This window comes from Paraburkholderia domus (assembly GCF_905220705.1).
In the GTDB taxonomy this organism is placed as follows: domain Bacteria; phylum Pseudomonadota; class Gammaproteobacteria; order Burkholderiales; family Burkholderiaceae; genus Paraburkholderia; species Paraburkholderia domus.
The window spans coordinates 409,919-435,729 of the sequence record NZ_CAJNAT010000003.1; the positions used below are offsets into that span (position 1 = coordinate 409,919).

Genomic DNA, 25,811 nt, shown 5'->3' on the forward strand with positions numbered 1-25,811 from the left:
ATGACATCTGCTACTTCATCGGCTCACGTCCGTGCGACGAGCGGTGCCGCCGCGTCCGGACGCGAAGTGCAGTCCGGCTTCGCACTCGGCTTGCCGCCGCGTCCCGCATTACTATCGCGCCGCGCATGGCTCGCGCTGATCGCCCTGATCATCGTGTTCGGTCTCGGCGTACCGTTCGCCACGCTAGTGGTCCCGGAGACGAGCGCGCTCCATCTGTCCGCCTATGCGATGACGATCACCGGCAAGTTCATGTGCTACGCGATTGCCGCGCTGGCACTCGATCTCGTGTGGGGCTATTGCGGCATTCTGAGCCTGGGACACGCGTTGTTCTTTGCGTTGGGCGGATACGCGATTGGCATGTACCTGATGCGATCGATTGGCCACGAAGGCAAATACGGCAGCGACCTGCCCGACTTCATGGTGTTTCTCGACTGGCACCAGTTGCCGTGGTATTGGCAAGGTACGCAGCATCTCGGTTATGCACTGTTGCTGGTGGTATTGGTGCCGGCGGTGGTCGCGTGGGTATTTGGCTTCTTCACGTTCCGCTCGCGGGTGAAGGGCGTGTATCTGTCGATCATCACGCAGGCGATGACGTTTGCCGCCATGCTGCTGTTCTACCGCAACGAAACGGGATTCGGCGGCAATAACGGCTTCACCGACTTCAAGCGCATCGGCGGCTTTCCGATTACGCATCCGGGCACGCGCACAGCCCTCCTGCTGATCACATTTGCAGTGTTGATTCTGGCCTTTATCGGCGCGCGGGCAATCGTCACGTCGAAGCTCGGGCGCGTGGTCACGGCGGTGCGCGACGGCGAGACGCGCTTGATGTTCCTCGGCTACAGCCCGCTCGCGTACAAGCTGTTCGTGTGGACCGTATCCGCGATTTTGTGCGGGATTGCAGGTGCGTTGTATGTGCCGCAGGTCGGCATCATCAACCCGGGCGAGATGTCGCCGGGCAACTCGATCGAGATGGCGATCTGGGTCGCGGTGGGTGGACGCGGCACGTTGATCGGACCGATCATCGGCGCGTTTGCGGTGAATGGTGCGAAGAGCTTTTTTACGGCGAACTTCCCTGAATACTGGCTGTTCTTTCTTGGCCTGATTTTCGTGCTGGTCCCGCTGTTGTTGCCGAACGGCATCATGGGACTGATCGAAATGGTCACGCGCAGGAGGAACCGCTCATGAACGAAAACCCGATGGTTCCTGATCTTGCACTACCTGAAGAGCCTGCTGAACGGTCGTTGAGTGGCGTCGCGAGCATGGGGCACGCGGTGGTGCCGGGTGAGATCGATATTTCGCACGGGACGATTCTGTACCTTGAAGACGTGACCGTGAGTTTCGATGGATTTCGCGCGTTGAATGCGTTGAGTTTGTCGATCGACGCGGGTGAGTTGCGTTGCATCATCGGGCCGAACGGCGCGGGCAAGACGACGATGATGGATGTCATCACCGGGAAGACCGAGCCGGATTCCGGCAAAGTTTTTCTGGGGCAGTCGATCGATTTGACGCGGATGAATGAGCCTTCTATTGCTCGTGCGGGTATTGGGCGAAAGTTTCAGAAGCCTACTGTGTTTGAGCAACATCCTGTTTGGGAAAACCTTGAGTTGGCCATGAAAGCTGACAAGGGATGGTTGGCTTCTTTACGGGCGCGATTGGATCGTGAGGCGCAAGCGCGAATTGAAGAGACGTTAGCTTTGATTGGTCTTGAGAGCGAGGCTCGCCGTCTTGCCGGCGAACTGTCGCATGGGCAGAAGCAGCGGCTTGAAATCGGGATGTTGCTGATGCAGCAACCGGCGCTGCTTTTGCTCGATGAGCCTGCGGCTGGAATGACCGATGACGAGACCATGCAGTTGGCTGCGTTGCTCAATCACCTGCGTGGGACGTGTTCGATGATGGTTGTTGAGCATGATATGGAGTTTGTTGCGGCTTTGTCGGGTGATAAGGGAAAGGTGACGGTGATGGCCGAAGGCCGCGTGCTTGCGCATGGCACTTTGGATGAGGTCAAGCGGGATGAGACGGTGATCGAGTCTTATCTCGGGAGGTGATCTTTTAGGGTTTTGCCTGCGCGGCGCTTGTTGACTGTTTGCCTGCGGCGTTGGGAGTTTGTTGATTTTTTGCCTGCGGACGCTTTTTGGTTGTGTGCCTATGGTGTTGGCCTTTCCTTGATTTGTTAGTGGTCTATTAGCGTTGCCCCTGTGCGGGGCGGCACTTACTTTCTTTGCCGCCGCAAAGAAAGATAAGCAAAGAAAGCGGCTCAACCCGCTAATTCTTAAGCGGGTCCCCCGCGCAGTCGCGGTAGTGGTGCATCTGGAATCCGTGTCCTCGCACATTCCGCGTCAGTGACAAAGGGCTCGTCAGCGCCCACTCCGCACTGCGTGCGTCGCGGATGGGTTCGCCTGGGAAGCCACGGGTTTCGCTCGTGTTCGGTGGGGGCCATCGGCTTTGCCTCGGCGAGCGGCCTGACTACTCGGTGACAAGTCGCATCAGCAAATGCAGCAACGGCAGGCAGGTGTGAACAGGAATCGGTATCGAATGAAGCGCTCGACAGCCAGCATGCGTAAACAGGAGTAGATGCCAAATGACCCAATTGTTTATGAAGTGCTCTTCGGCGCGCGCAGCGCCGTCGGAAGAATGACTGCCTTGTCACTCGCGCTGAATGTGCGAGGGCACAGATTCCAGATGCACCACTATCGCAACTGTGGGGGGGACCCGCTTAAGAGCTGGCGGTGTGAGCCGCTTTCTTTGCTTATCTTTCTTTGCGGCGGCAAAGAAAGTAAGTGCCGCCCCGCACAGGGGCAACGCTAATAGACCACTAACAAATCAAGGAAAGGCCAAAGAGTCAGATCAAGGAAAGGCCAACGCCATAGGCACTCCGACAAAAAGCACCGCGCAGACAGCGCAAACAGACCGCGCCGCAGGCAAAAAAACACCGCTTCAGAGGAACATCCAAATGTTAGAAGTAGAAAACCTGAACCAGTACTACGGCGGCAGCCACATCCTCAGAGATGTGAAACTCACCGTCCCTGACGGCAAGCTAACCGTCCTGTTAGGCCGCAACGGCGTAGGCAAAACAACCCTACTTAGATGCCTGATGGGCGTCGTCCAAACCAGGAGCGGCTCAATTGCCTGGCGTGGAACGCCAATAACAAAACTGCCGACCTACTCGCGAGTAGAACAAGGCCTCGCCTACGTCCCGCAAGGCCGCGACATCTTCCCGCGCTTAACCGTCGAAGAAAACCTGTTGGTCGGCGCCGCCAGCAAAAAAGCCCCAAAGAAAATTCCAGACCGTATCTACGAACTCTTCCCGGTCCTGAAGGACATGCGCACCCGCCGCGGCGGCGATCTCTCCGGCGGTCAGCAACAACAACTCGCGATCGGCCGGGCACTAATGAGCGATCCGCAATTGCTCATCCTCGATGAACCCACCGAAGGCATTCAGCCTTCGATCATTCAGGACATCGGCCGCACGCTGCGCCAACTGGTCGAAGAAATGGGCATGACCGTGCTGCTCGTCGAACAGTACTACGACTTCGCCAAAGAAATCGCCGATCGCTATTGGGTCATGAGCCGCGGTGAAATCGTCGCGGGCGGCGAAGGCGCCAACATGGATACGGACGGCGTGCGCGCGCTGATTGCCGTCTGACGGGCACAAGCAGCACGGCATGCTATTCTCGCCACATCCTGTGGCAACGCGGCTAGTCGTTGCCTAACGCGCGCCGGCACGCGCCGCATTAGCGCGTCTGATACCGCGTCCCCTACTGCGCCGCGCCCCCCGTCCATTCGCACTTCCATCCGTATGTCGCTCCACGAAAACCACGCCGCACTCGCCACTGCGCAAAATACCGCGCACTCGCAATGGCGCGCGCGCCTCGAACTCGGCTTCGTCAAAGAGGGCGAGCGGACCACGCTCAAGCATCGGCGGCATGATGGTCCGTTGCGCGTGCAACGGCCGCTCTATCCAGAAGGCCATGCGATCTGCCACGCAGTGATCGTGCATCCGCCGGGTGGGATCGCGGGCGGCGATCAACTCGACATCGACGTGGAAGTCGGGGGCAGCGCCCATGCCGTCATCACCACGCCCGGCGCGACCAAATGGTACAAGTCCAATGGCGGTGCGGCACGGCAGAATATTGCGGTGCGTGTCGGCCCTCAGGCGAAGCTCGACTGGCTGCCGCAAAACAATATCGTTTTCGATCACGCCAACGCAATGCTGGATTTTTCGCTGACGCTTGGCGAAGGGGCTACCGCAATTGGGTGGGATGCGACTCAGCTTGGGCGGCAAGCGGCTGGTGAGCGCTGGTCGGACGGGCATTTGCGGGCTGTCTCGCGGATCGTTGACGCGAATGGCGAGGCACTGTGGCTCGAACGCGCAAGTCTTGCGGCGGCGGATTCATTGCGGGATGCGGCGCAAGGGCTCGCCGGGTTTCCCGCTTATGGGACGCTGTGGGCCGTGGGGGCGGCCTGCGATGATGCACTCGCTGAAGGGCTCACTTCCCAACTGCCGTTTGATGATTCGTTGCGGGCAGCAGCTTCCTGCGTCACCGATGGGGTTTTGCTCGTGCGGGCGGTTTCGCGGTCTATGGAGACGCTGCAGCGAGCTTTGACTCAATGCTGGCTCCAGCTGAGGCCTGTTGTGCATGGCGTTGAGGCTGTGCCGCTGCGGATCTGGTCGACGTGAGTCGCGCCTTGGCCAGTTCGCTCGCGGTATTCGCCTCATCGGCCGCGAAATGCGCCCCCGCATGCAAGCGGTGACCGCGCAGCACTGACTACCACTAGCGGCAATCACACCGCAGCAAAGAAAATGGCGCGATTGTTCGCGTCCTTTTCATGTGCCGATTAGATGGAATAGTGGCGACTAACGAAGTTGGCTCTGCGTCTTTTCATATTCGTCAGCGTCGATTATCACGAAAGAAAAGTAGGTGTCGCGACCTTTCTCCGTGCGCATCTCTTGCATGAACTTCAGCGCGGCCTCATTGCACCGCTGCCGAAAGTCATCCCACGCTCGTTTGACCCTTGGCGAAAAATCCATAATACCGTCAAGGTGAGGGTATGTGGACCCCGAAGTGATGGTGAATGTATCAACACCAATTATTGCAACATTAGCGTTCTCGCAGTCGGCAGGAATACCCCGTGCAGCCTCACCCTCGACATAAATCTCCGTACCAGGTTCGCCTATCGACGCTGAACGATACTTCTCAAGAATTTTTTCGCGGATAGTCATGTTGACCTCAGAGCGGCGATCTCCAATAGGATCAATACGCTTCTACATTTTCACAATCTATATCGCCCACACCATTTCTAACCATTTAGTGCCCGTCCCCACGTATGTACACTGTGCCAAGATCGTCTCGTCTAGTGGCCCTGCCATCACCATTCTGCACCGCCGCCCAAACGCCAAGGCCTCCGGACAGAAAGGGAAAAGACGCGATTGTGAACTGCACCCGAAAGCGAACGGGTGTCCAATGTAGGGGGCAGTTCATTGCCCGCGCCTCTTTATCCTTGCGCTAAATCTTGAACTGGCTATTCACCGCCGCTCGCGCGTTGGCAAGTTACCGCAAGCGTTGCTGGGAATTTTCATATTGTTCCTCGTCAAAAACTACAAACGAGAAGTAAGTGTCCGCACCTTTTTCGCGGATCAACTCACGTAGACAATTATGAGCGAAGCGCTTTCTGGACTCTCTGAATGCCTCCCACGGCATGACGCTTGTCGGAGATGCGTCGCCGATAGCGTCGAGGTAAAGCTCCTTTTCATTCGAGGTTATTCGTGCACCATCGATGCCGATGATCGCAAGCCCGAGCCGGTCGCAATGATCAACAAAAAGCAGCGCGTCGGAAGAGGTAAGAAACACCTCGCCGCCGGGCGAAACCTCCGCTCGAGCCAGATACGGGGCGTAGATATCGATACTGGTCATCGTACTTCCTCTAGAATTTGGACTTCCAGCCGGTGTCGTACCGGTCTGATACCTGCACAATCTTGCCGTCAACGTCGTTGCGCACAACGTAGTGCCCATCGTCGCGAATATACGCTGTGGCAGGATCGTCGCGTCGGGCACCGTTGCCATTCGGTATAAATCTATTGTCGCGGGTGGGTACTGTCCTCGATGGATGCGCGATTGTTGCCTCAACGTCCTCCTGAGTCCATCCGCGCTTCTTCATTTGTCCAACGATCTTGTTCTCGTATACGCTCGAAATCTGATTTGCAGTCGGCTTGCATAGCTTCGAAATCGCATCGACACCCGTGCGTATCGTTCCGGCGACACCGATAATCCCGAACGGATCGTCATTGCCGGAGGAGATAGCCCACGCCCAACCCAACGCAGGATTGAACATACATTCGATACATATCGGTTGTAGCCCCGGTTCCGGCAACGCACCGAGCATGGCGCGGACCCATTCAAGCCGATTGGCGGGTGGCCCGGCCGGGTTCACACCGCTTTCGAGGTTGGTAACCCACTGGCCTATCTCGTCGCTACTAATCGCCTTGGCGACACCCATCGGCGTCGATCCACCTTGGTTCTGCGCGACCGTACCCGTGCGCGACATAACCCGACCATCAGCGGAGTAGCCATAGTTGACCGTCAGAAACAGGTACAGGCTCCCATTCAATGCAGTGGGGTACTCGTTATAAGTGAACTGCGTTACCTGCCCTCGCGCGTTATAGGTGACAAGCGCTTCTCGATTGTCTCCGGCGAGATAGGTAGCGCGGTGCGCGGCGTCCCTGCGCATCGTGCCCAGCGTCCAACCCGATACTCTATTGTTGGCAAGGCGCAGATTGCCCGTCTCGTCATAGAAATACAGCCAGTCAGCGGCCTTACTTCCGTTGAAATATTCAAGAGCCGCTACCACACGATTTGACGAGTCGTAGCCAACACCTACTGTCCGTTGCTGCCCAGACGGTTTAGCATCGAACGCGCTTTCTCCGGTTAGATCATCAGTGGCGAATTCGCTGAATCCGGTCACGTTGCCCTGCGCGTCATAGACAAAGGCACGCACCTTTCCGGGCGACGCGATCATCGATGGAATCAAACTCGTCGCGTCGGCATATCGTACGGAAGTGACTGTCGTACTGGACGCATTCCGCACTACCAGCCGAACGGCACGGCCTGTCTCGTCATAACTGTATTCGTTAGTGCCGCCGGTCGAATTTGTGTCCGTTAGCAGGTTACCGGATGCATCCCAAGTCGTACTAGTCGTGCGGGCAGAGGAGCTAGTCCCCGTAGGTCGCAGCACGCCTCCGATGGAAGACAAGTTCACCGTCGTTGTACGCTGGCTGTCCGTGACGGTGGTTTTGCCGTTGCCGTAACCGAACTGCACGTTACGCGCGGTATCCGGGTGACTTGCCGCAGTGGCGCGGCCTTGTGCGTCATAAGTCCAGGTGGCGATGCGGGTGCCGGTTTCATCGATCTCACCGGTTATCGCGTTCCTGAACCGCGTATCGTCATAGACATACCGGCGCATGTTGCCGTCAGGCCAGATCACGGAGACAAGGTTATTGTTCGCGTCATACGCGTATTGCGTCATGCCGCCCAGCGGATCGTTTAAGCGCGAAATGCGGCGTTTGTCGTCGTAGTCAAACCGCAGCGTTAGATCGGCGCCCGCGCTGGTGTTGTCTGCATGCTGGGTGATCACGGTCAGCAGCCCGATGCCGTCATAGGTCAGCGTTCGGGTGAAGCCGGTTCGTGTCCTCTCGGACAACAGGACACCTTGCAGCGAATACGATTCGACTATGCCGGTAGTCGGGTCTGAAAGGGTCCAGTTCATCCCGCCTTGCGACAGCGCCATCCCGCCATATGTCGACGTGCGCCAGAATCCGCTCGACCATCTGAACGTGATCGGCTCACCGTTCGCCCGGTATGCAAGAATCTTTGACGAACTCCCGCTATTAGCATTCGTCAGGTCTAGCTGGCGCTGCCAGCTATGGAACCAGACCGGCCCCATAGCGCCGATATTTTTCGCGAGCGGCGTTGAACGATAGGTTCGCGTGAAAACCAGCGGTATATCGTCACCACTAACGAAGTCACTGTCAGTCTGCGTAACGGCACCGCTGCCCGGATAGACCGGGTCGGCAACCGGACAGGATTGCTCAGGCTGTGGATCAGTCGTCCCCGCGCACCATTGCTTGATGAGATCTACGTCGTTAAGACACGAGTAGCCGCCGGGACCGCCAGGCGAGTTACTTGCCACGTCAAGGGCACACCATTTAGTGCCTTGTATAGCACCGGACTTTTCGTATCGGCTGGTGCAGTCAGACGTATAGTCAGCTCTTGCGCTGAACGCCACCAGTAGCAGAATGAATGTCGCCAGTAGACGCGTCAGGTTGACGACCGGCCCATGAGAGGGGTTTCTTGGTTTCATGAATCTCCCTGCTGTAATACGTCGTTAGAAATGCGTAATAATTCGACGTTGCATCAGGGATGCGTGAAGCCCGAATAAGACAATTCGGAAAATTTCAATCGCGCAACACATCTTCACAAACAAGCTTAGATCGGAAGCTTCAGAGCAGGTATAGCGCTAGTCGGCGCACAGACGTCACCCGCATCGCGGGCATTTAACGGAGCCGGCTCGCACCGTTAGCTCATAAGTGGGTCACTCGCTCCGTCATGGCAGTGGTGCATCTGGAATCCGTGCCCTCGCACATTTGACGTGACTGACAGGCCCTCATACTTCCGGCGGCGCTACGCGCACTGTGGTGGCACCCCATTCAAGTGGAGGCTGTCTTTCGCTATCGCAAGCTACAGATGCACCAATTTGATGCGTGCAGTGGCCCAACAACGGTGCGTCTTACAGCCCCTCGCCCCGCCCGCCCACGCTGCACCGCCATGGCACATACCTTGCGTCGAAATCTCCCACGATGTTGCCGCGTCCTGACGGCAGCCGACCGCTTCTCGCCACCACCGCTCACACAACATGAACCGATCGACCCTTCGCCCAGCGCGTCGCGCCTGGCTCGCCGCACTGTTGCTCTCGCCCGTCCTCGCAATCCATACGCCCGCCGCTCACGCGGATACGCTCGACAACATCGCCAAAGCCGGTGTGCTCAAAGTCGCCGTGCCGGAAGACTATCCGCCGTTCGGATCGGTCGGCGCGGATATGAAGCCGCAAGGCTATGACATCGATGCCGCCGCAATGCTCGCGAAATCGATGAACGTCAAGCTCGAACTCGTGCCGGTCAATAGCGCGAACCGCATTCCGTATCTGCAAACAGGCAAGGTCGATCTGGTGATCTCCTCGCTCGGCAAGACACCTGAACGCGACAAGGTCATCGATTTTTCGACGGCCTATGCGCCGTACTACCAAGGCGTGTTCGGGCCCGCGGACATCAAGGTCACCGGTTCCGCCGATCTCACCGGCAAAACGGTCGGCGCCACGCGCGGCGCGCTCGAAGAAATCGCTCTCACGCAAATGGCGCCGAATGCCACCATCAAGCGTTTCGAAGACAACAACGCGACCATCGCCGCGTTTCTCTCGGGTCAGGTGCAGTTGATCGCCGCCGGCAATATCGTCGCCGCCGCGATCAATGCGAAGAATCCGCCGCGCCGTCCGGAACCTAAGTTCGTTATAAAGGATTCACCATGTTTCGTCGGCATGAACAAGAATGAAAGCCGGCTGCTGGCGAAGGTCAACGCCGCCATCGCCCAAGCGAAGGCGGACGGCACGCTCAACACGATGTCGAAGAAGTGGTTCGGCGCGCCCTTGCCGGCCAACCTGTAAGCGGGTCGTTAATTCAGCTTGATATCTTTGTAAGCTGATCTGGCAGTAAGCTTGTCGCGGTTCGTTTCGTGTCGCATTTCGAGCGACCGCGATGGCGCACAACGAAGCGCGACTCCAATCGCATCCGACGCCTGTCCTGGCTGGGACGGGCGTAACCCAACCCGACATCCGATGAAGCTGACACCTCGCGAGAAGGACAAGCTGCTGATCTTCACCGCCGCGCTGCTTGCCGAACGGCGCCGCGCTCGCGGCCTCAAACTGAATTACCCGGAAGCGATCGCGTTCATCAGTGCCGCGCTGATGGAAGCTGCCCGTGACGGCAAGACCGTTGCCGAGGTCATGCACTACGGCACCACGCTGCTGACGCGCGCCGATGTGATGGAAGGCGTGCCGGAGATGATCCCCGACATCCAGGTCGAAGCCACCTTCCCTGACGGCACCAAGCTCGTCACCGTTCATCACCCGATCCCCTAATCACGCAAGGCAGCCCCATGATTCCCGGCGAACTTCTCATCGACGACGGCGAACACGAACTCAACGCGGGCCGCGCCACCATCACGGTGGTCGTGTCGAATACCGGCGACCGTCCGGTGCAGATCGGCTCGCACTATCACTTCTATGAAGTGAACGAGGCGCTCTCCTTCGATCGTGAAGCGGCGCGCGGCTTCCGGCTCAACATCGCAGCGGGCACCGCCGTGCGCTTCGAGCCTGGCCAGGAACGCACCGTCGAACTGGTCGAACTGGCGGGCGACCGTGTCGTCTACGGCTTCAACGGCAAGGTGATGGGCAAGCTCTGATGCGCGACCCGCGCAAGCTTGCTTTGACCACTCTGCTCATTTCCGGATCCACACCATGACCTTACGCATTGGCCGCCGCGCATACGCGGAAATGTTCGGCCCCACGACCGGCGACCGCGTACGCCTCGCCGACACCGAGTTGCTGATCGAAGTCGAACGCGACTTCACGACCTATGGCGAAGAGGTGAAATTCGGCGGCGGCAAAGTGATTCGCGACGGCATGGGCCAGTCGCAACGCGTGCATGCCGACGTCGTCGATACGGTTGTGACGAATGCGGTGATTCTCGATCACTGGGGCATCGTCAAGGCCGACATCGGCATCAAGAACGGCCGCATCGCCGCAATCGGCAAAGCGGGCAATCCCGACATCCAGCCGAACGTGACGATCGCGATCGGCGCGTCCACCGAGGTAATCGCGGGCGAAGGGCTGATCGTGACGGCCGGTGGCATCGATACGCACATTCACTTCATCAGCCCACAGCAGATTGAAGAAGCACTCGCGAGCGGTGTGACGACGATGCTCGGCGGTGGCACCGGTCCGGCAACGGGCACGAACGCGACGACTTGCACCCCGGGTCCGTGGCATCTCGAACGCATGCTGCAAGCGGCCGATGGTTATCCGATGAATATCGGCTTTCTCGGCAAGGGCAATGTGAGCCTGCCGCAACCCGCACTCGAGCAAATCGCCGCAGGCGCGATCGGTTTAAAGCTGCACGAGGACTGGGGCTCGACGCCGGCGGCGATCGACAACTGTCTCTCTGTTGCCGACGATACCGACACGCAGGTCGCGATCCACACGGATACATTGAACGAAGCGGGTTTTGTTGAAGCGACGGTGGCCGCGTTCAAGGGCCGTACGATCCACACTTATCACACGGAAGGCGCAGGCGGCGGCCACGCACCGGACATCATCAAGGTCTGCGGCGAAGCGAACGTGCTGCCCTCCTCCACCAATCCGACGCGCCCGTACACCGTCAACACGCTCGAAGAGCATCTCGACATGCTGATGGTGTGCCACCACCTGGACCCGTCGATTGCGGAAGACATCGCCTTTGCCGAGTCGCGTATCCGTCGCGAAACCATCGCCGCTGAAGATATCTTGCACGACCTCGGCGCGTTGTCGATGTTGTCGTCGGATTCGCAGGCGATGGGGCGCGTGGGAGAAGTCATCATCCGCACGTGGCAGACCGCGCACAAGATGAAGGTGCAACGCGGCGCGCTGCCTGAAGACAACGCGCGGCACGACAACTTTCGCGCGAAGCGTTACGTCGCCAAGTACACGATCAACCCGGCGATCACGCACGGTATCTCGCATGAAGTCGGCTCGATCGAGCCGGGCAAGTGGGCGGACCTGGTGTTCTGGGAGCCGGCGTTTTTCGGCATCAAGCCGTCGTTGATTCTGAAGGGCGGCATGATCGCGATGGCGCAGATGGGTGACCCGAACGCGTCGATTCCGACCCCGCAACCGGTCCACTACCGCGAGATGTTCGCCACGCGCGGTGGTGCGCTCGGACGCACTTCCCTGACCTTCGTTTCCCAGATGGCTGCCGATGCGGGCGTCGGCGAACGCTATGGACTGAACAAGCGTATCGTTGCCGTGAAGAACTGCCGCAACATTACGAAGGCCGATATGATTCACAATGCGTGGCGTCCGGCGATCAGCGTCGATCCGGAAACTTATCAGGTGATCGCCGACGGTCAGTTGCTGACCTGCGAACCTGCAACGGTACTGCCGATGGCGCAACGCTACTTCCTGTTCTAAATCATGCGCACTATCGACAAACTGATTGCGCCGCATCTGAAGCTGGCACCTGTGCTGGTAAAGCGCGCGCCGACCCTAACGCTCGCTTTCGACGACCGTCGTAAGAGCCGTCTCGCCGCAACGCTCGATAATGGCGAGGAAATTGCGTTGCTGCTGCCGCGCGGCACCGTGCTGCGCGACGGCGATGTTCTGGTCGCCGACGATGGCGGCCTGGTGCGCGTGGTCGCCGCACCGGAAGCGGTGTTGTATGTCCGCGCGAAAGACGCGTTGACGCTGACGCGTGCCGCTTATCACCTCGGTAATCGTCATACGCCTGTTGAAGTCGGCGCCGATTACCTCAAGCTCGAATACGATCCTGTTCTTGCCGACATGCTGAAGCGCATCGGCGCAAGCGTGGATCAGGTGTCGATGCCGTTCCAGCCGGAATCCGGCGCGTATGGCGGCGGTCACAAGCATGGTCACGACGAGACCTTCGCGGAAGACTATGCGCTCGCCCAGCAGGTATTCGACGAGCATCATGGGCATGAGCATTCGCACGATCATGAGCATGGGCATGACCACTCGGATCATGAGCACGGTCATAGCCATGCGCAGGGTCATAGTCACGACCATTCGCACGATCACAAGGACGACGATCACGTCCACGACGAATCGTGCGGCCACGGACATCATCACCACCATGCGCATCGCTGAACTCACGGCATTGCTGCATCTTGCGTCACCGGCACTACCGATCGGCGCATTCAGCTACTCGCAGGGTCTCGAAGCCGCGATCGAAGCGCAACTCATCACCGACGCCGATTCCGCGCGCGACTGGATCGCAAGCGGTTTGACCGATGTGCTCGCGCGTGGCGAGCTGCCGTTTCTCGCCCATCAGATGGAACGCTGGCGTGCGCACGATGCAGACGGCCTAAGGGAAGCGAACAGCGAATTCCTGGCAAGCCGTGAGTCCGCTGAACTTAGACGCGAGACGGAACAAATGGGCTGGTCGCTGCGACAGTTGTGCGTCTCGCTGGAATGGGGCGACGCCGAACGGCGCACGACGCTGGCATCGCTCAAGCCGTTGGCCCAACCCACGGCTTTCGCGTTTGCCGCTTTCGCACACGACGCAGCGCCCGACGCAGCGCTCGCCGCTTACGCCTTCAGCTGGGTGGAAAACCAGGCCGCCGCCGCATTGAAGGCGGTACCACTCGGTCAACTCGCCGGCCAGCGCATCATCGTCGCGTTGCGCGAGCCGATCGACGCCGCCGTCACGCGAGCATTGGCCACGTCACCCGAAAACATCAACACCCTCGCGCCACAGTTGGGCATTTTGTCGGCGCGTCACGAGTCGCAGTATTCGCGGCTTTTTCGCTCATAGAAAGATCCATCATGAACGCACCTCATCACCCCGCTCACTCACCCGTCCGCACGAAGAAACTGCCGCCGCTGCGCGTGGGTGTCGGCGGCCCGGTCGGCTCGGGTAAAACCACGTTGCTCGAAATGCTCTGCAAGGCGATGCGCGAACAGTACGACCTCGTCGCGATCACCAACGACATCTATACGAAGGAAGACCAGCGTCTGTTGACGGTGGCAGGCGCGTTGCCAGCCGAACGGATCATGGGCGTCGAAACGGGCGGCTGCCCGCACACGGCGATTCGCGAAGACGCGTCGATCAACCTCGAAGCCGTCGACCGTATGCTGACGCGTTTTCCCGATGCGGACATCGTGTTCATCGAATCAGGCGGCGATAACCTGGCGGCAACGTTCAGCCCGGAATTGTCGGACCTGACGATCTACGTGATCGACGTGGCCGGCGGCGAGAAGATTCCGCGCAAAGGCGGCCCGGGGATTACGAAGTCGGATCTGCTGGTCATCAACAAGACGGACCTCGCGCCGATGGTCGGCGCGAATCTGGAAGTGATGGCCTCAGACGCGAAGAAGATGCGCGGCGAGCGGCCTTTCGTGATGTGCAATCTGAAGGCGCTCGACGGACTGGATGTGGTGGTGAAGTTTATCGAGACGAAGGGGCTGTTGAAGGTCTAAGCCCGCGGGGGCGCTTTAAAGCCTTGAAGTCGGGGCGCTTTCGCGCCTCCGCTCACTCCGGCAACAACGCCATCAACACATCCACGGTCCGCGCCGTCGCGCCACGGTGGCGCGCGGCAAACGCCGAGGCCGCGCCGCCCATCGCCAGCCGCCGTGCCTTGTCGCCGAACAGTTCGCGCAGCGCGCGCGCCAGATCAGCCGGATCTTGCACCTGCACCGCCGCACCCGCCGCGACCGCATCCGCCGTGGCTTGCGTGAAGTTGAACACATGCGGCCCGATCAGCACCGGTACACCGACCGCACACGCTTCGATCAGATTCTGCCCGCCCAGCGGCAGCAAACTCCCGCCGATAAACGCCAGATCCGAAGCGGCATAGTAAGCGCCCAACTCGCCCATCGAATCGCCGAGCAGCACATTCACATCTGTAGCCAAATCAGGCACGCCGCCGCCCGCACCGGAAGCCGCCGACGCTACAGCCGCGCTCAGCGCCCACGCCGAACGCCGCTCGAGACGCAAACCAGCCTTCTCGACCAACGCCGCCACTTCGTTAAACCGTTGCGGATGACGCGGCACCAGGATCAGCAACGCATCGTCGATGCCAAGCGCCGCGAACGCCTGCAGCACCAGTTCCTCTTCGCCTTCACGCGTACTCGCCGCGACCCACACGGGCCGCGTGCCGATTGCCGCACGCCACGCATGACCACGCGCCGCCAGTTCCGGCGGCGTGCTCATATCGAACTTCAGATTGCCGAGCACCGCGACGTTACGCGCACCGAGTGCCGTGAGCCGCTCCGCATCTGACGGACTCTGCGCCAGCACCCGCGCAAATCCGCCGAACACGTCTCTCGTCGCATGGCCGAACTTGGCCGCGCGCTTATACGAGCGTGCCGACATCCGCGCGTTGGTCAGCACGAGCGGCACATCCGCGCGACGGCATTCGTCGATCAGCGTCGGCCACACTTCAGTTTCCATCACCAGACCGAGCGACGGCCGCCACGTCCGCAAAAACCGCCGCACCGCGTGCGGCATGTCGTACGGCAGATAGCTGCGCAACACGCGGTCGCCAAAAATCTGCTCGCCGGTGGCGCGGCCACTCGGCGTCATATGCGTCAAAAGAATTCGCGCGTCGGGACGCGCCTTCATCAGCGCGTCGATCAGCGGTTGCGCGGCACGCGTCTCACCCACCGACACCGCATGCACCCAGATCAGCGGCGCATTGTCTTCCGGCAGCCGCCCGCGCGAGTGACCGAAACGCTCGGCGATATGCTCGCGATAGCCACGCTCCTTGCGCGAGCGGATCAGCAAGCGCAGCACGGCAAGCGGCGCGACGATCCACCAGAGCGCGTTATAAATCGCCCTCAGCATCGGGACTCCGCACACCCGGGCGCGAATCCGAATGCAAACGCGGGCTGCGCAGCGCGAGCGAAAAAGACAGCGGCGCTCAAACCAGCGCCCTGCCCTTCAGGCGCTCGAGAATGCCGAGCGGTGCGCAATCCGGCTGCGCCATCGCCTTGACCGGCAGGAAGAAGGTCTGCTCCAGCATGAACTGGCCGGACATCACCGCATGCGAAGTCTGGTCGGAGAAACACACCCACACGCTGCCCGGCGGAAACGGCATGGTCTCCTGCGGGCTCGACTTCTGATACTCGAGATCGGCCTTCATGCCGTCGTGCAGATTCAGCATCAGATGGTCATATTCGCTGCGCGGCGACTTGGTCACGTGCAGCAGATTCAGCAGCCACGCCGAGCCCGGCATCTGCGGTTTGATGCGCGGCAGGAAGCGCTTGGCCATATCCTCGAACGGTTCGCCGACACGCCATACGCGCGGTGCACCATGCGGATTGACGTTGGTGAACACGCGCAAAATGCGCTCGCCATAGTTCGGCCGAGATGGAAATGCATCGACGTGCAAACGGCTATCGTCTTTGCGCCAGGACGTCTCGCGCCCTTCCACCTGATGCAGCCGCAGGCTCGTCGGCGCGACGCGGAGCTTGCCGTTGTATTCGGGAAAAAGCCCATCGACCAGCGTGCGCGCATTGGACTGATAACGCGCGATCAACGCGCGCACCGCCGATTGCGTGACGGCGTCGCCGGCTACGCCATGCAGCGCACCGCCATTCGGCTCGAGACTGATGTTCTTGCGGCTCGGATCGGCCAGTGCGGGGTCGAGCAGCGCCTGTTCGCCGCCTTCGATCGCAAAGCGCAGATTCGGGAAATACACCACTTTGCCGCGTTCGACGCCGGCCAGCAGCATCTCGCGCGGCACGGACAGATTGCGTCCGTGCCAGTCGGCGTTCGCTACTTCGATGATCTGGGTTTCGTTCATGGTCGCCCTTGAAAACGGATGGAGCGTAAGGCGAAGCACACCGCATTACAGCGCTACAACATTAGAGCAGGCCGAACCCGGCCAACGCGGATTTCACTTCTTGCAGCGTAGGCGGCTTGCCGGCCGTGCCGAGATTGACGACGTTCGGCGACCAGTAGCCGCCGGTGCGCCACGCGGTGGCGAAATTGTACAACTCGACCGTCGGCCGCTTCAGCGCCGCCGCAATGTGAACTAGACCTGTGTCAACGCCGACTGTCGCCGCGGCGCCTTCGATCAGGCCAACCACCGCCGGCAACGACAATTTGGGCGGCACGATGGCCGCACCGCCGAATTCCTTCGCCAGACGCTCGCTGGTGACGCGCTCTTCCTCGCTGCCCCACGGCAGCACGATCGACGCGCCGCGCCGCACCAAAGACTGGCCGAGTTCGATCCACGCGGTATCCGGCCACTGCTTGTCGGCGCGCGAGGTGGCATGCACGAACACCACGTAAGGCACCGGCAGGTTCAGATTCGCCTGCGACAAAGCCAGCGCCGCGCGTCCGATGTCAATGCCGAAGTCGATCTCGTCGGTAGGGTGCGGCTGCGGGTCGTTCAGCGCCGCGGCCACCAGTTGGCGCGTGCGCTCGACCACATGGGTGCGCGGCTCGATCGGCACCCGCTTGTCGTAGAAGAAGCGCACCGGCCATTCGAAGCCCGCGCCGTCGGTACGGTTTGCGAGGCCGACCAGTGGTCCGCGCGCCATGCTCGCGACCCACGCAGTCTTGATGAGCCCCTGGCAGTCGATCACGAGGTCGTAGTTCTCTGCCACGAGCGCGCGGCGAAACGCGCCGATCTCGCGCCAGTTGTCGACCGACAGGATGCGCTTACGCCAGCGCCGCAGCGATACGGGAATTGCCCGGCGCACGCCGCTGACAAGCTCCACGAGCCCGACGAAGCTTTCTTCGACGAGCCAGTCGATCTGGGCGTCGGGGTGGCGGCGTCGAATGTCGGCGATCACCGGCATGTTGTGAACGACGTCGCCCAATGACGACACCCTCACGATCAGTATCTTTTGCACGCTCAAGTGTGGGAAAACCGGCTATCCGGCCCGAAGTGCGTTGAGAGAGCCCCCAACCTGTCGCTTCGCGCCAGGCCCCCCGAGGGGGGTGATCCCCCAAGGGGACTTCCTGCGGGGCGGAAAACTTGGGACGGCCCAGCGTTTTAGTAAGAGGACCGCAATTCTAGCGCGCCACGGGTAAATGGCATGAAAAAACGCGGCGCGGTAAGTGAAACCCGCGCCGCGTTCGACGGCAGCCGCGATTCACGAAGAACCGCGCCGCCGCTGGAGCTTTCAGAACGGCAGCTTCGCGTCAGGCTTCTCCGCCATGATCACGCGGCGGAAGTCTTCCTGGATGCGCTTAAGCGCTTCGTCGCTATCGGCTTCGAAACGCATCACCACCACCGGCGTGGTGTTCGACGAACGCGCGAGGCCAAAGCCGTCCGGGTACTCGACACGCAGGCCGTCGATCTTCACGACGTCGTCCGCGCCGGTGAACTTCGCGTTTTGCTGCAAACGCGCGATCAGTTCGAAGTTTTCGCCTTCTTCGAGCTTCAATTGCAGTTCCGGCGTGGAATTCGAGTTCGGCAGCGAGTTCAGCAGCTTGCTCGGATCCGCCACGCGCGTGAGGATTTCGAGCAGGCGCGCACCCGTGTACAGGCCGTCGTCGAAACCGTACCAGCGGTCCTTGAAGAACACGTGGCCGCTCATTTCGCCCGCCAGCGGCGCGCCGGTTTCGCGGAGCTTCGCCTTGACCAGCGAGTGGCCGGTCTTCCACATCAGCGGTTCGCCGCCTTTATCTTTGACCCACTTGGCGAGATTGCGCGTGCACTTCACGTCGTAAATGATCTGCGCGCCTTTGTTGCGCGACAGCACCTCTTCGGCGAACAGCATCAGCTGGCGGTCCGGATAGATGATCTGGCCGTCTTTGGTGACAACGCCGAGACGGTCGCCGTCGCCGTCGAATGCGAAACCGATTTCAGCGTCCGTTTCCTTCAGCGCGCGGATCACGTCCTGGAGGTTTTCCGGGTGAGCCGGGTCCGGGTGATGGTTCGGGAAGGTGCCGTCGATCTCGGTGAACAGTTCGACCAGTTCGCAGCCGAGCTTCCTGAAGAGCTTCGGGGCGAGCCCGCCTGCTACGCCGTTGCCCGTGTCGACCACGATCTTGATCGGGCGTGCGAGCTTGATGTCGCTGGCGATGCGATCCAGATACGCGTCAGCAATGTCGTACTCGGTGTACGTGCCGCTGCCTTCGGCGAAATTTTCGTCGACGATGCGCTGATGCAGCGCGAGGATCTGCTCGCCGTAAATGGCCGCGCCGCGCAGGACCATCTTGAAGCCGTTATAGTCCGGCGGATTGTGGCTGCCCGTCACGACGATGCACGAATCGACACGGCGTTCGCCGCCGTCGAGCTTCAACGGCACGCTGGCCGCAAAGTAGCCGACGGGAGTCGGCACCATGCCGACGTTGACCACATCGACACCGGCCGCACGCAGACCGTCCGACAGTGCCTGGATCAACTCGGGACCCGAGAGGCGGCCGTCACGCGCGACCACCACGGCGTCGCCGCCTTGCGCCCGCACTTCGCTGCCGAAGGCGAGGCCGATCGAACGCGCTGCGTCGGCGTCGAGCGTCTTGCCGATTACACCGCGAATGTCATACGCCTTGAAAATAGATTTGGAGATCATGTTGGCTCACTTGCGTGCAATGGAAAATTTTGACCGGCGTATCGCCGAAGGATCGGTAAAACTATCCGTTAATCCGAGCGATGCGCCCTTGCCGGAAGCGATCCGGTTCCAACTTATAATTGCGCCTTTCGGACATGCCCTAATAGACGCCCATTCTAATGCTTAGACGCCCTGCTTTTGCAATGTTGCCGCGACAGTCGGCCAGGTGGGCTGTTACACATTGCGCCCTGGCGCACGCTGCGTCCCTCGTACAACACGTGCAACGCGTGCAACCGCATAGGCGAGTGTCCACCGGATGCTGACGCTCAAACGCTTCGCCAATCCCGACGTCACGCGCGCCTTCACCAATATCGTCTGGCTCGGGCTGGAGCGGCTCACACAGATCGGCGTGGCGATCGTGATCAGCGGCATGCTGGCGCGCTACTTCGGGCCTGACACCTTTGGCAAATGGCAGTACGCGAACACGCTGCTGCTGGTGCTTTCGCCGATCACCTGGGTGTGCGGCGCGGAGATTCTGGTTCCCACCATCGTCAGCCGGCCGCCAACCCAGTTGGGCACGGTGCTCGGCAGCGCCTTCGCGCTGCGCTTTTCCGTTTCCGTCGCAGCGCTGCTGATCACGTGGCTCGGCATCGCTTTGCACGTCTTCGACCCGCTCGTGGGCGCCATGCTCGCCGGCCTCGCGGTGACGATGCTGTTTCGCGAACCGTTCGTCGGCGTGATCAATGCGTGGCTGCAAAGCATGACGTACAGCAAGCCGCAGTTGCTCACCAGCATGAGCACCGCCGTGCTGAAGGCCGGCTTCGTCTATCTGCTGGTGCGCGCGATGGCGACGCCCGCGCGCTTTGGCTGGCTGTGGGCCGCCGAATCGGCGGTGATCGGCGCGGTTCTGCTGGCCTATTACGTCCGCCGGCATGGCGGCAAGCTCGGCTGGCACCTCGACCGTTCGCTCTTCAAGCACTTCGCGACCGCGGGCACAGTGTTCTGGCTCGGCCTGATCTGTATGTATCTGTTCCTGAAACTGGACAGACTGATGCTCGAGCGGGCGATTTCCTTCGCCGACCTCGGGCGCTATTCCGCTGCGCAGCAGTTGAACGAAAACTGGATCACGCTCGCGCTGATGCTCGCACAGACGATCGCGCCCGCCTTTGTCTACCGCGTGCAGGACGCAGCGCTTTTGCGCCGCAACGTGTGGCGGCTCACCGCCATGACCGCCGCGCTGATGGTGAGCGGCGCGATCGTGCTGGATCTGCTGGCGGGTTTCATCATTCGCCGCGTGTTCGGGCCGGACTTCGAAGGCGCCATCGAGATTTTCCGCTGGGCCGTGTGGCTTTCCGTGCCGGCAGGGATTGAAGCGATCGGCAATCTGATCGTGTTGAAATATCAAGCCAAATTCGTCTTGCTTTCGAAGTGGCTGCTGGCGCTGGCGGTTGCGTTTGTGATCAATCTGCTGGCGATTCCGCGACTTGGCGCTTACGGTGCGCTGGTGGGTCTCGCCGCCGGTTATCTCGCCGCCGCGTCGGTTAATCTTTATTACATTCGTTTCAAATTGCGCCCATGACGAATTCATCCGCCACAGCGCTTTCCCTCGACGACGTCGCCGTCCTGATGCCCGCGTACAACGGCCAGGCCGACGTCGATCTCACGCTGACCTCCTTCAGCGAAAGCGCGCTAGTGCACGTACTCATCGTCGACGACGGCAGCACGCCGCCAATCGTCGCGCCGACGATCCCGAACATGAAGATCGAGGTGCTGCGTATGCAGCAGAACGGCGGCATCGAGCGCGCGCTGCAAACCGGCATCGACGCCCTCGCGCAGCGCGGCTTTCGCTACGCGGCGCGCATCGACGCGGGCGATCGCAGCGTGCCGCAACGGCTCGCCAAACAACGCGTGTTCATGGAATTGCATCCGAAAGTGGCCGGCCTTGGCATGTGGACGCAGGTCGTCACGCGTGAAGGCAAACCGCTTTTCATGCTGACGCCGCCCGCCGAACCGAATGAAATCCGGCGTCAGCGCTTCTTCCGCCTATGCCTCGCGCATCCTTCGATGATGCTGCGCATCGACGCCGTCCGCGCGGTCGGCAACTATCGCGCGGCGTATCCTTCCGCCGAAGACCTCGATCTGTTCACGCGCCTGATGGAGCGCTACGACTGCGCCAATCTGCCGGAGCTCGGGCTCTATTACGAGCTGAACGAAGGCGGTATTAGCGCGACCAAACGGCGCCGCCAGGTCAGCTCGACGCTGCGGCTGCAACTGCGCTACTTCAACGCGGCCAATCTGTACGACTGGCTGGGTCTCGCTAAAAATTTGCTACATCTCGTGACACCTTACCGGGCATTGCAGCGGATCAAACGCACGCTGCTCGCGCCGCGCGCGAGCCATTAATTCCGCTGCCCCGTCATCCACTCCGTCATTCACTGTCGAGCCCGTTCCCGCATGAAGCCTGCCTTGAAATCGACGCCCGCGCTACGCATTACACTCGTCTGTAACACCGCTTGGGCAATCTATACGTATCGGCAAGGGCTGATCCGCATGCTGGTCGGACGCGGCGTCGACGTGACGGTGATCGCACCGCGCGACCGCACGTTCGAACTGCTCACTGCGATGGGGTGCCGCTGCATCGAATTGCCGGTGGCGTCCAAAGGCACCAATCCGCGCGACGACCTGCGCACGCTTTTGTCGTTGTATCGTTTGTATAGAAGCATCCGCCCGCACGTCGTGTTCCACTACACGATCAAGCCGAACATCTATGGCTCCGTCGCCGCGAAACTGGCGGGCGTGCAGTCGGTGGCGGTGACGACCGGACTCGGCTACGTTTTCATTCAGCATAGCCGCGCCGCGCAAGTCGCCAAAAAGCTGTACCGTTTTGCGTTCCGTTTCCCGCGCGAAATCTGGTTTCTGAATCGTGACGACCAGGCCGCGTTTGTCGAGCAGAATTTGTTGGTGCATCCTGAGCGTGCGCGTCTTTTGCATGGCGAAGGCGTCGATCTTGAACAGTTCGCCTTTGCGCCGCTGCCGGAGCGGGCGGAATTCAAGTTCGTACTGATCGGGCGGCTCTTGTGGGACAAAGGTGTCGGTGAATATGTCGAAGCCGCGCGACGTTTGCGTGAACGTTACCCGCAGGCGCGATTCCAATTGCTCGGGCCGGTTGGCGTCGACAACCCGAGCGCAATCACACGCGAAGATGTGAGCGCGTGGGAGCAGGAAGGCATCATCGAGTATCTTGGAGAGGCGCACGACGTGCGGCCGCTTATCGCCGACGCCGACTGCGTTGTCTTGCCGTCGTATCGCGAAGGCGTGCCGCGTACGCTGATGGAAGCATCGGCAATGGGCCGCCCAATCGTTGCGACCAATGTACCCGGCTGCCGCGAAGTGGTGGCGGACGGCGTCAACGGATTGCTGTGCGAAGTGCGCAATGCAGAGAGTCTCGCGGCGAAGCTCGCGCAAATGCTCGACATGAGCGGCCCCGAGCGCCGCGCAATGGCTGAACGCGGCCGGCAGAAAGTCGCGCAAGAGTTCGACGAACGTGTCGTCGTCGAAACGTATAAAGACCTGGTACAGAAAATGACGGGCGTTTTACTTTAACGGAGCAACAGCATGACCACGAAGGGTACGATTCTGGTAACGGGCGGAGCAGGATTTATCGGCTCGCACACATGCGTCGAACTGCTAAACGGCGGTTACGACGTCGTGGTAATCGACAATCTCGTGAACAGCAACCGCGAATCGCTGCGGCGCGTGGAGAAAATCACCGGGAAGACCGTGGCCTTCTACGAAGCCGACGCGCGCGATGAAGCGGCGCTCAACCGTATTTTCGACGCACACCCGATCACCGGTGCGATTCACTTTGCGGCGCTGAAGGCGGTGGGCGAATCGGTCGCCAAGCCGATCGAGTACTACAGCAATAACGTCGGCAGTTTGCTGGCGCTGCTCGGCGTGATGCGCGATCGAAACGTCAAGCAGTTCGTGTTCAGTTCTTCGGCGACCGTGTATGGCGTGCCGGAAAGCTCGCCGATCGATGAATCGTTTCCGCTCTCGGCGACCAATCCTTATGGGCAATCGAAACTGATTGCCGAACAGGTGTTGCGTGATCTGGAAGTGGCGGATTCTTCCTGGCGGATTGCGACGCTGCGCTATTTCAATCCGGTTGGCGCGCATGAGAGCGGGTTGATTGGGGAGGATCCGGCGGGTATTCCGAATAACCTGATGCCTTATGTTGCGCAGGTTGCTGTCGGCAAGCTCGAAAAACTGCGCGTGTTTGGGGGTGACTATGAGACGCCGGATGGCACCGGGGTGCGGGACTATATCCACGTTGTGGACCTGGCGCGTGGGCATCTGGCCGCACTGGACGCGCTGGTTAAGCGCGATGCCAGTTTTGTCGTGAATCTCGGGACGGGTCAGGGGTATAGCGTTATCGACGTGGTGAAGGCGTTTGAGAAGGCTTCGGGGCAGCCTGTGCCGTATGAGATCGTGGCGCGGCGGCCAGGTGATGTGGCTTCGTGTTTCGCGGATCCGGCGGCGGCTTTGGAGGTACTTGGCTGGCGCGCAGAGTTTGGGATCGAGAGGATGTGTGCGGATCACTGGCGGTGGCAGGCGGCGAATCCGCAGGGCTTCGCTTAAGTAAATTACAGCTCGACAGCAGCATGATCGACGAAAGGTCACCATGCTGTTGGTCGAGCAATTCGCGGCGGCGGCACTCAACGTGGCCGACAATGACTATGTCATGCGACATCACGCCGCCATTATCTCCGCCACTCCCGGCATCGGCACGACGAGCCGCTTTCATCACACACATCGGAGCGTTTCCTAACCGCACGTTGTGTGCTGTACCGAACGGAATAGCGGTATTCCTACAGATACGCTACGACTAAACATTGCTCGACCAAGGGCCGAGCAGGCGCAGTGCTTCTTTGCATTAAAGGTCATGTCAATCATGATGCAAAAATGCAGGAGACAGTAAGCCGAATTATGACGATTTATCTATCGAATTGGTCGTCAAATAACTTCGCGACGTGATAGCTGGACAGTGTTGCCGAAAAACGTTTCGTATTGCCAATAACTGCCTCGTGACGATTTAGTAATACCTATTTGCTTGTCTTTTGAGTCGGCCAAGACATCGGCACTTTACGACTTTCCTGCTGATGGACGTGGAATCGCAAAGCGATACGGAAATAATTAGGCTTCGATTCCTCATGTATCTCGACGCGTCGCATGCGCGGAATACATTTTCCATATTGTATGGAGAGACTTTTATGCCGATTTTTTGTTGAATCAACCGGTACGACTTGCAATACCGAAACACTGATGTATCCGTCAACACACTTCGACCCGGGGGCAGCGATGGCTTTAGTCGGCAAGGTATCGGAATCGGTGTCAAAGGAAGTCGCCCCTTTCGATACCCGCCACGCCAGTCGTTCGTACGCCGAACGTGCGGATCTGAGCGGTCGCACCTTTTCAGCTTCTCATATGGATGGCACGACGGAATTCAGTCGCAGCGAAGAATCGTTTCCTTCGGACTCTTCAACGGAAACAGCGGCAAGTCCTATGGCTTGTCTCACCTTGTCTGCGGCGAACGATCCTGGCTTGCCGGTCAGGAAAAGCGACTTTACGAAGCGCGCCTTGGATATCGTTGGCGCGTCCGCCTTGCTCCTCACGCTATGCCCGATTTTCCTCGTGATCGGGTGCGTCGTGCTGAGCGACGGCGGGCCAGCTTTTTTTGGTCATACCCGGGTTGGAAAAGGCGGACGGCCGTTTCGCTGCTTAAAGTTCCGCTCCATGGTACCGAAAGCCGACGTCGTTCTCGCTCAACTCCTTGCCACCGACGCCAGCGCGCGTGAGGAATGGAATCGCGATTTCAAGCTTAAGAACGATGTGCGCATCACGTCCGTCGGCCGGTTTCTGCGCACGACGAGCCTCGATGAACTGCCTCAACTCTGGAATATCCTTCGCGGCGACATGAGCCTGGTCGGCCCTCGCCCGATCGTCAACGAGGAGCTGGAACGGTATGGCGCCGACGCCTACTACTACCTGTCGGTCAGACCCGGATTGACAGGATTGTGGCAAGTCAGCGGACGAAACAATATTGACTATCCATCGAGAGTCGCACTGGACGTCACTTACGTGAAAGAACGTTCAACGCTGCTCGACATCGGCATTCTGCTGAGAACATTCAAAGTAGTCTTCGACGGCAGAGGCGCGTACTGAACAGCATGCACTCCAGCCGAAACCAAGTAATCCGTACTGCAGCGTGCCTATGAAATAGTTCACGTCGTCGAATCGACTGCTATGAGAACACTTTCGCTGGAGACGCGTTGTTGAACTGCGGACTCAGACGACAGGGACTGCAGGCGGACTCGGCAATGAAGGGGCTTTCGCGATGGAATCCGCCTGTCCGTGCGGTACCTGCGCAATGACCGGGAAATCCAGAAGTTTGAGGAGTTTATGACAGTGAATCATGCGAATTGGTC

The 25,811-nt window shown here is 60.1% G+C and carries 23 protein-coding genes and 1 pseudogene; 17 read left to right on the plus strand and 7 right to left on the minus strand.

What is annotated here, in order from left to right; genetic code table 11:
* The 4 genes from urtC (at position 1) to KHO31_RS09630 (ending at position 4,678) form a co-directional block, all read left to right on the plus strand.
* The gene (gene urtC, locus KHO31_RS09615) at positions 1–1,185 is read left to right on the plus strand and encodes an urea ABC transporter permease subunit UrtC (RefSeq protein ID WP_201081713.1); all 1,185 of its coding nucleotides are present in this window, start codon (positions 1–3) and stop codon (positions 1,183–1,185) included.
* Positions 1,182–2,045, plus strand: coding sequence for an urea ABC transporter ATP-binding protein UrtD (urtD, locus tag KHO31_RS09620; protein WP_201081711.1), 864 nt, complete (start codon positions 1,182–1,184; stop codon positions 2,043–2,045). Before urtC ends, urtD begins: the two co-directional genes overlap by 4 nt.
* 905 nt (positions 2,046–2,950) lie before the next feature.
* Positions 2,951–3,643, plus strand: coding sequence for an urea ABC transporter ATP-binding subunit UrtE (gene urtE / locus KHO31_RS09625; RefSeq protein ID WP_211623225.1), 693 nt, complete (start codon positions 2,951–2,953; stop codon positions 3,641–3,643).
* Positions 3,644–3,796: 153 nt separating this feature from the next.
* Positions 3,797–4,678, plus strand: a complete 882-nt coding sequence (locus tag KHO31_RS09630) for an urease accessory protein UreD (protein ID WP_211623134.1) — start codon at positions 3,797–3,799, stop codon at positions 4,676–4,678.
* Positions 4,679–4,855: 177 nt separating this feature from the next.
* Here KHO31_RS09630 and KHO31_RS09635 read toward each other — a convergent pair whose 3' ends face one another.
* The 3 genes from KHO31_RS09635 to KHO31_RS09645 form a co-directional block, all read right to left on the minus strand.
* A complete protein-coding gene (locus KHO31_RS09635; protein WP_201084837.1) occupies positions 4,856–5,221 on the minus strand; it encodes a hypothetical protein in 366 nt (121 codons plus the stop codon).
* 328 nt (positions 5,222–5,549) lie between these two features.
* The gene (locus KHO31_RS09640; protein WP_201080354.1) at positions 5,550–5,912 is read right to left on the minus strand and encodes a hypothetical protein; all 363 of its coding nucleotides are present in this window, start codon (positions 5,910–5,912) and stop codon (positions 5,550–5,552) included.
* 10 nt (positions 5,913–5,922) lie between these two features.
* Positions 5,923–8,355 carry a colicin E5-related ribonuclease gene (locus KHO31_RS09645; RefSeq protein ID WP_211623135.1) on the minus strand — a complete coding sequence of 811 codons (2,433 nt, stop codon included), beginning with the start codon at positions 8,353–8,355 and terminating at the stop codon, positions 5,923–5,925.
* Between the two features lie 552 nt (positions 8,356–8,907).
* Here KHO31_RS09645 and KHO31_RS09650 point away from each other — a divergent pair.
* The 7 genes from KHO31_RS09650 to ureG all read left to right on the plus strand — a co-directional run bounded on the left by KHO31_RS09650 (position 8,908) and on the right by ureG (position 14,295).
* A complete protein-coding gene (locus tag KHO31_RS09650) occupies positions 8,908–9,711 on the plus strand; it encodes a transporter substrate-binding domain-containing protein (RefSeq protein ID WP_201123000.1) in 804 nt (267 codons plus the stop codon).
* Between the two features lie 171 nt (positions 9,712–9,882).
* Entirely contained in the window at positions 9,883–10,185 is a 303-nt protein-coding gene (gene ureA / locus KHO31_RS09655; RefSeq protein ID WP_074286085.1) for an urease subunit gamma, read from the plus strand.
* Between the two features lie 17 nt (positions 10,186–10,202).
* A complete protein-coding gene (locus KHO31_RS09660; protein ID WP_201122998.1) occupies positions 10,203–10,508 on the plus strand; it encodes an urease subunit beta in 306 nt (101 codons plus the stop codon).
* Between the two features lie 55 nt (positions 10,509–10,563).
* Positions 10,564–12,270, plus strand: coding sequence for an urease subunit alpha (gene ureC / locus KHO31_RS09665; RefSeq protein WP_201080362.1), 1,707 nt, complete (start codon positions 10,564–10,566; stop codon positions 12,268–12,270).
* A 3-nt stretch (positions 12,271–12,273) separates the two neighbouring features.
* Complete coding sequence (gene ureE, locus KHO31_RS09670; RefSeq protein WP_201122996.1) at positions 12,274–12,963, plus strand: urease accessory protein UreE; 690 nt, start codon at positions 12,274–12,276, stop codon at positions 12,961–12,963.
* On the plus strand, positions 12,950–13,630 hold the full coding sequence (locus KHO31_RS09675; protein ID WP_201080366.1) for an urease accessory protein UreF: 681 nt from the start codon (positions 12,950–12,952) through the stop codon (positions 13,628–13,630). Before ureE ends, KHO31_RS09675 begins: the two co-directional genes overlap by 14 nt.
* A gap of 11 nt (positions 13,631–13,641) precedes the next feature.
* A complete protein-coding gene (ureG, locus tag KHO31_RS09680; RefSeq protein WP_201080368.1) occupies positions 13,642–14,295 on the plus strand; it encodes an urease accessory protein UreG in 654 nt (217 codons plus the stop codon).
* A gap of 52 nt (positions 14,296–14,347) precedes the next feature.
* On the opposite strand, the gene waaA is transcribed toward ureG, so the two are convergent.
* From waaA to KHO31_RS09700, 4 genes are all read right to left on the minus strand, one after another.
* A complete protein-coding gene (waaA, locus tag KHO31_RS09685; RefSeq protein ID WP_211623137.1) occupies positions 14,348–15,661 on the minus strand; it encodes a lipid IV(A) 3-deoxy-D-manno-octulosonic acid transferase in 1,314 nt (437 codons plus the stop codon).
* Between the two features lie 76 nt (positions 15,662–15,737).
* A complete protein-coding gene (locus KHO31_RS09690; protein WP_201080372.1) occupies positions 15,738–16,622 on the minus strand; it encodes a Kdo hydroxylase family protein in 885 nt (294 codons plus the stop codon).
* 61 nt (positions 16,623–16,683) lie between these two features.
* Complete coding sequence (gene waaC, locus KHO31_RS09695; protein WP_321207549.1) at positions 16,684–17,685, minus strand: lipopolysaccharide heptosyltransferase I; 1,002 nt, start codon at positions 17,683–17,685, stop codon at positions 16,684–16,686.
* 267 nt (positions 17,686–17,952) lie between these two features.
* Positions 17,953–19,347, minus strand: a complete 1,395-nt coding sequence (locus KHO31_RS09700) for a phosphomannomutase/phosphoglucomutase (protein WP_211623139.1) — start codon at positions 19,345–19,347, stop codon at positions 17,953–17,955.
* Positions 19,348–19,642: 295 nt separating this feature from the next.
* On the opposite strand from KHO31_RS09700, the gene KHO31_RS09705 reads away from it, so the two are divergent.
* The 6 genes and pseudogenes from KHO31_RS09705 (at position 19,643) to KHO31_RS09730 (ending at position 25,548) form a co-directional block, all read left to right on the plus strand.
* A complete protein-coding gene (locus KHO31_RS09705) occupies positions 19,643–20,905 on the plus strand; it encodes an oligosaccharide flippase family protein (RefSeq protein ID WP_201080378.1) in 1,263 nt (420 codons plus the stop codon).
* A complete protein-coding gene (locus KHO31_RS09710) occupies positions 20,902–21,729 on the plus strand; it encodes a glycosyltransferase (protein WP_201080381.1) in 828 nt (275 codons plus the stop codon). Before KHO31_RS09705 ends, KHO31_RS09710 begins: the two co-directional genes overlap by 4 nt.
* Positions 21,730–21,780: 51 nt before the next feature.
* Positions 21,781–22,929, plus strand: coding sequence for a glycosyltransferase family 4 protein (locus KHO31_RS09715; protein WP_211623141.1), 1,149 nt, complete (start codon positions 21,781–21,783; stop codon positions 22,927–22,929).
* Between the two features lie 12 nt (positions 22,930–22,941).
* The gene (galE, locus tag KHO31_RS09720; protein ID WP_201080385.1) at positions 22,942–23,964 is read left to right on the plus strand and encodes a UDP-glucose 4-epimerase GalE; all 1,023 of its coding nucleotides are present in this window, start codon (positions 22,942–22,944) and stop codon (positions 23,962–23,964) included.
* 37 nt (positions 23,965–24,001) lie between these two features.
* Positions 24,002–24,076 (plus strand): annotated as a pseudogene (locus tag KHO31_RS39975) (ABC transporter ATP-binding protein); the annotation flags it as partial.
* 608 nt (positions 24,077–24,684) lie between these two features.
* The gene (locus KHO31_RS09730) at positions 24,685–25,548 is read left to right on the plus strand and encodes a sugar transferase (protein WP_201108569.1); all 864 of its coding nucleotides are present in this window, start codon (positions 24,685–24,687) and stop codon (positions 25,546–25,548) included.
* Positions 25,549–25,811: the final 263 nt, after the last annotated feature.

Excerpts from the sequence above, each read along its gene's own strand:
- urtC (WP_201081713.1), top strand. The coding sequence starts at position 1 with ATGACATCTGCTACTTCATCGGCTCACGTCCGTGCGACGAGCGGTGCC.
- urtD (WP_201081711.1), top strand. The coding sequence starts at position 1,182 with ATGAACGAAAACCCGATGGTTCCTGATCTTGCACTACCTGAAGAGCCT.
- urtE (WP_211623225.1), top strand. The coding sequence starts at position 2,951 with ATGTTAGAAGTAGAAAACCTGAACCAGTACTACGGCGGCAGCCACATC.
- KHO31_RS09630 (WP_211623134.1), top strand. The coding sequence starts at position 3,797 with ATGTCGCTCCACGAAAACCACGCCGCACTCGCCACTGCGCAAAATACC.
- KHO31_RS09635 (WP_201084837.1), bottom strand. The coding sequence starts at position 5,221 with ATGACTATCCGCGAAAAAATTCTTGAGAAGTATCGTTCAGCGTCGATA.
- KHO31_RS09640 (WP_201080354.1), bottom strand. The coding sequence starts at position 5,912 with ATGACCAGTATCGATATCTACGCCCCGTATCTGGCTCGAGCGGAGGTT.
- KHO31_RS09645 (WP_211623135.1), bottom strand. The coding sequence starts at position 8,355 with ATGAAACCAAGAAACCCCTCTCATGGGCCGGTCGTCAACCTGACGCGT.
- KHO31_RS09650 (WP_201123000.1), top strand. The coding sequence starts at position 8,908 with ATGAACCGATCGACCCTTCGCCCAGCGCGTCGCGCCTGGCTCGCCGCA.
- ureA (WP_074286085.1), top strand. The coding sequence starts at position 9,883 with ATGAAGCTGACACCTCGCGAGAAGGACAAGCTGCTGATCTTCACCGCC.
- KHO31_RS09660 (WP_201122998.1), top strand. The coding sequence starts at position 10,203 with ATGATTCCCGGCGAACTTCTCATCGACGACGGCGAACACGAACTCAAC.
- ureC (WP_201080362.1), top strand. The coding sequence starts at position 10,564 with ATGACCTTACGCATTGGCCGCCGCGCATACGCGGAAATGTTCGGCCCC.
- ureE (WP_201122996.1), top strand. The coding sequence starts at position 12,274 with ATGCGCACTATCGACAAACTGATTGCGCCGCATCTGAAGCTGGCACCT.
- KHO31_RS09675 (WP_201080366.1), top strand. The coding sequence starts at position 12,950 with ATGCGCATCGCTGAACTCACGGCATTGCTGCATCTTGCGTCACCGGCA.
- ureG (WP_201080368.1), top strand. The coding sequence starts at position 13,642 with ATGAACGCACCTCATCACCCCGCTCACTCACCCGTCCGCACGAAGAAA.
- waaA (WP_211623137.1), bottom strand. The coding sequence starts at position 15,661 with ATGCTGAGGGCGATTTATAACGCGCTCTGGTGGATCGTCGCGCCGCTT.
- KHO31_RS09690 (WP_201080372.1), bottom strand. The coding sequence starts at position 16,622 with ATGAACGAAACCCAGATCATCGAAGTAGCGAACGCCGACTGGCACGGA.
- KHO31_RS09700 (WP_211623139.1), bottom strand. The coding sequence starts at position 19,347 with ATGATCTCCAAATCTATTTTCAAGGCGTATGACATTCGCGGTGTAATC.
- KHO31_RS09705 (WP_201080378.1), top strand. The coding sequence starts at position 19,643 with ATGCTGACGCTCAAACGCTTCGCCAATCCCGACGTCACGCGCGCCTTC.
- KHO31_RS09710 (WP_201080381.1), top strand. The coding sequence starts at position 20,902 with ATGACGAATTCATCCGCCACAGCGCTTTCCCTCGACGACGTCGCCGTC.
- KHO31_RS09715 (WP_211623141.1), top strand. The coding sequence starts at position 21,781 with ATGAAGCCTGCCTTGAAATCGACGCCCGCGCTACGCATTACACTCGTC.
- galE (WP_201080385.1), top strand. The coding sequence starts at position 22,942 with ATGACCACGAAGGGTACGATTCTGGTAACGGGCGGAGCAGGATTTATC.
- KHO31_RS09730 (WP_201108569.1), top strand. The coding sequence starts at position 24,685 with ATGGCTTTAGTCGGCAAGGTATCGGAATCGGTGTCAAAGGAAGTCGCC.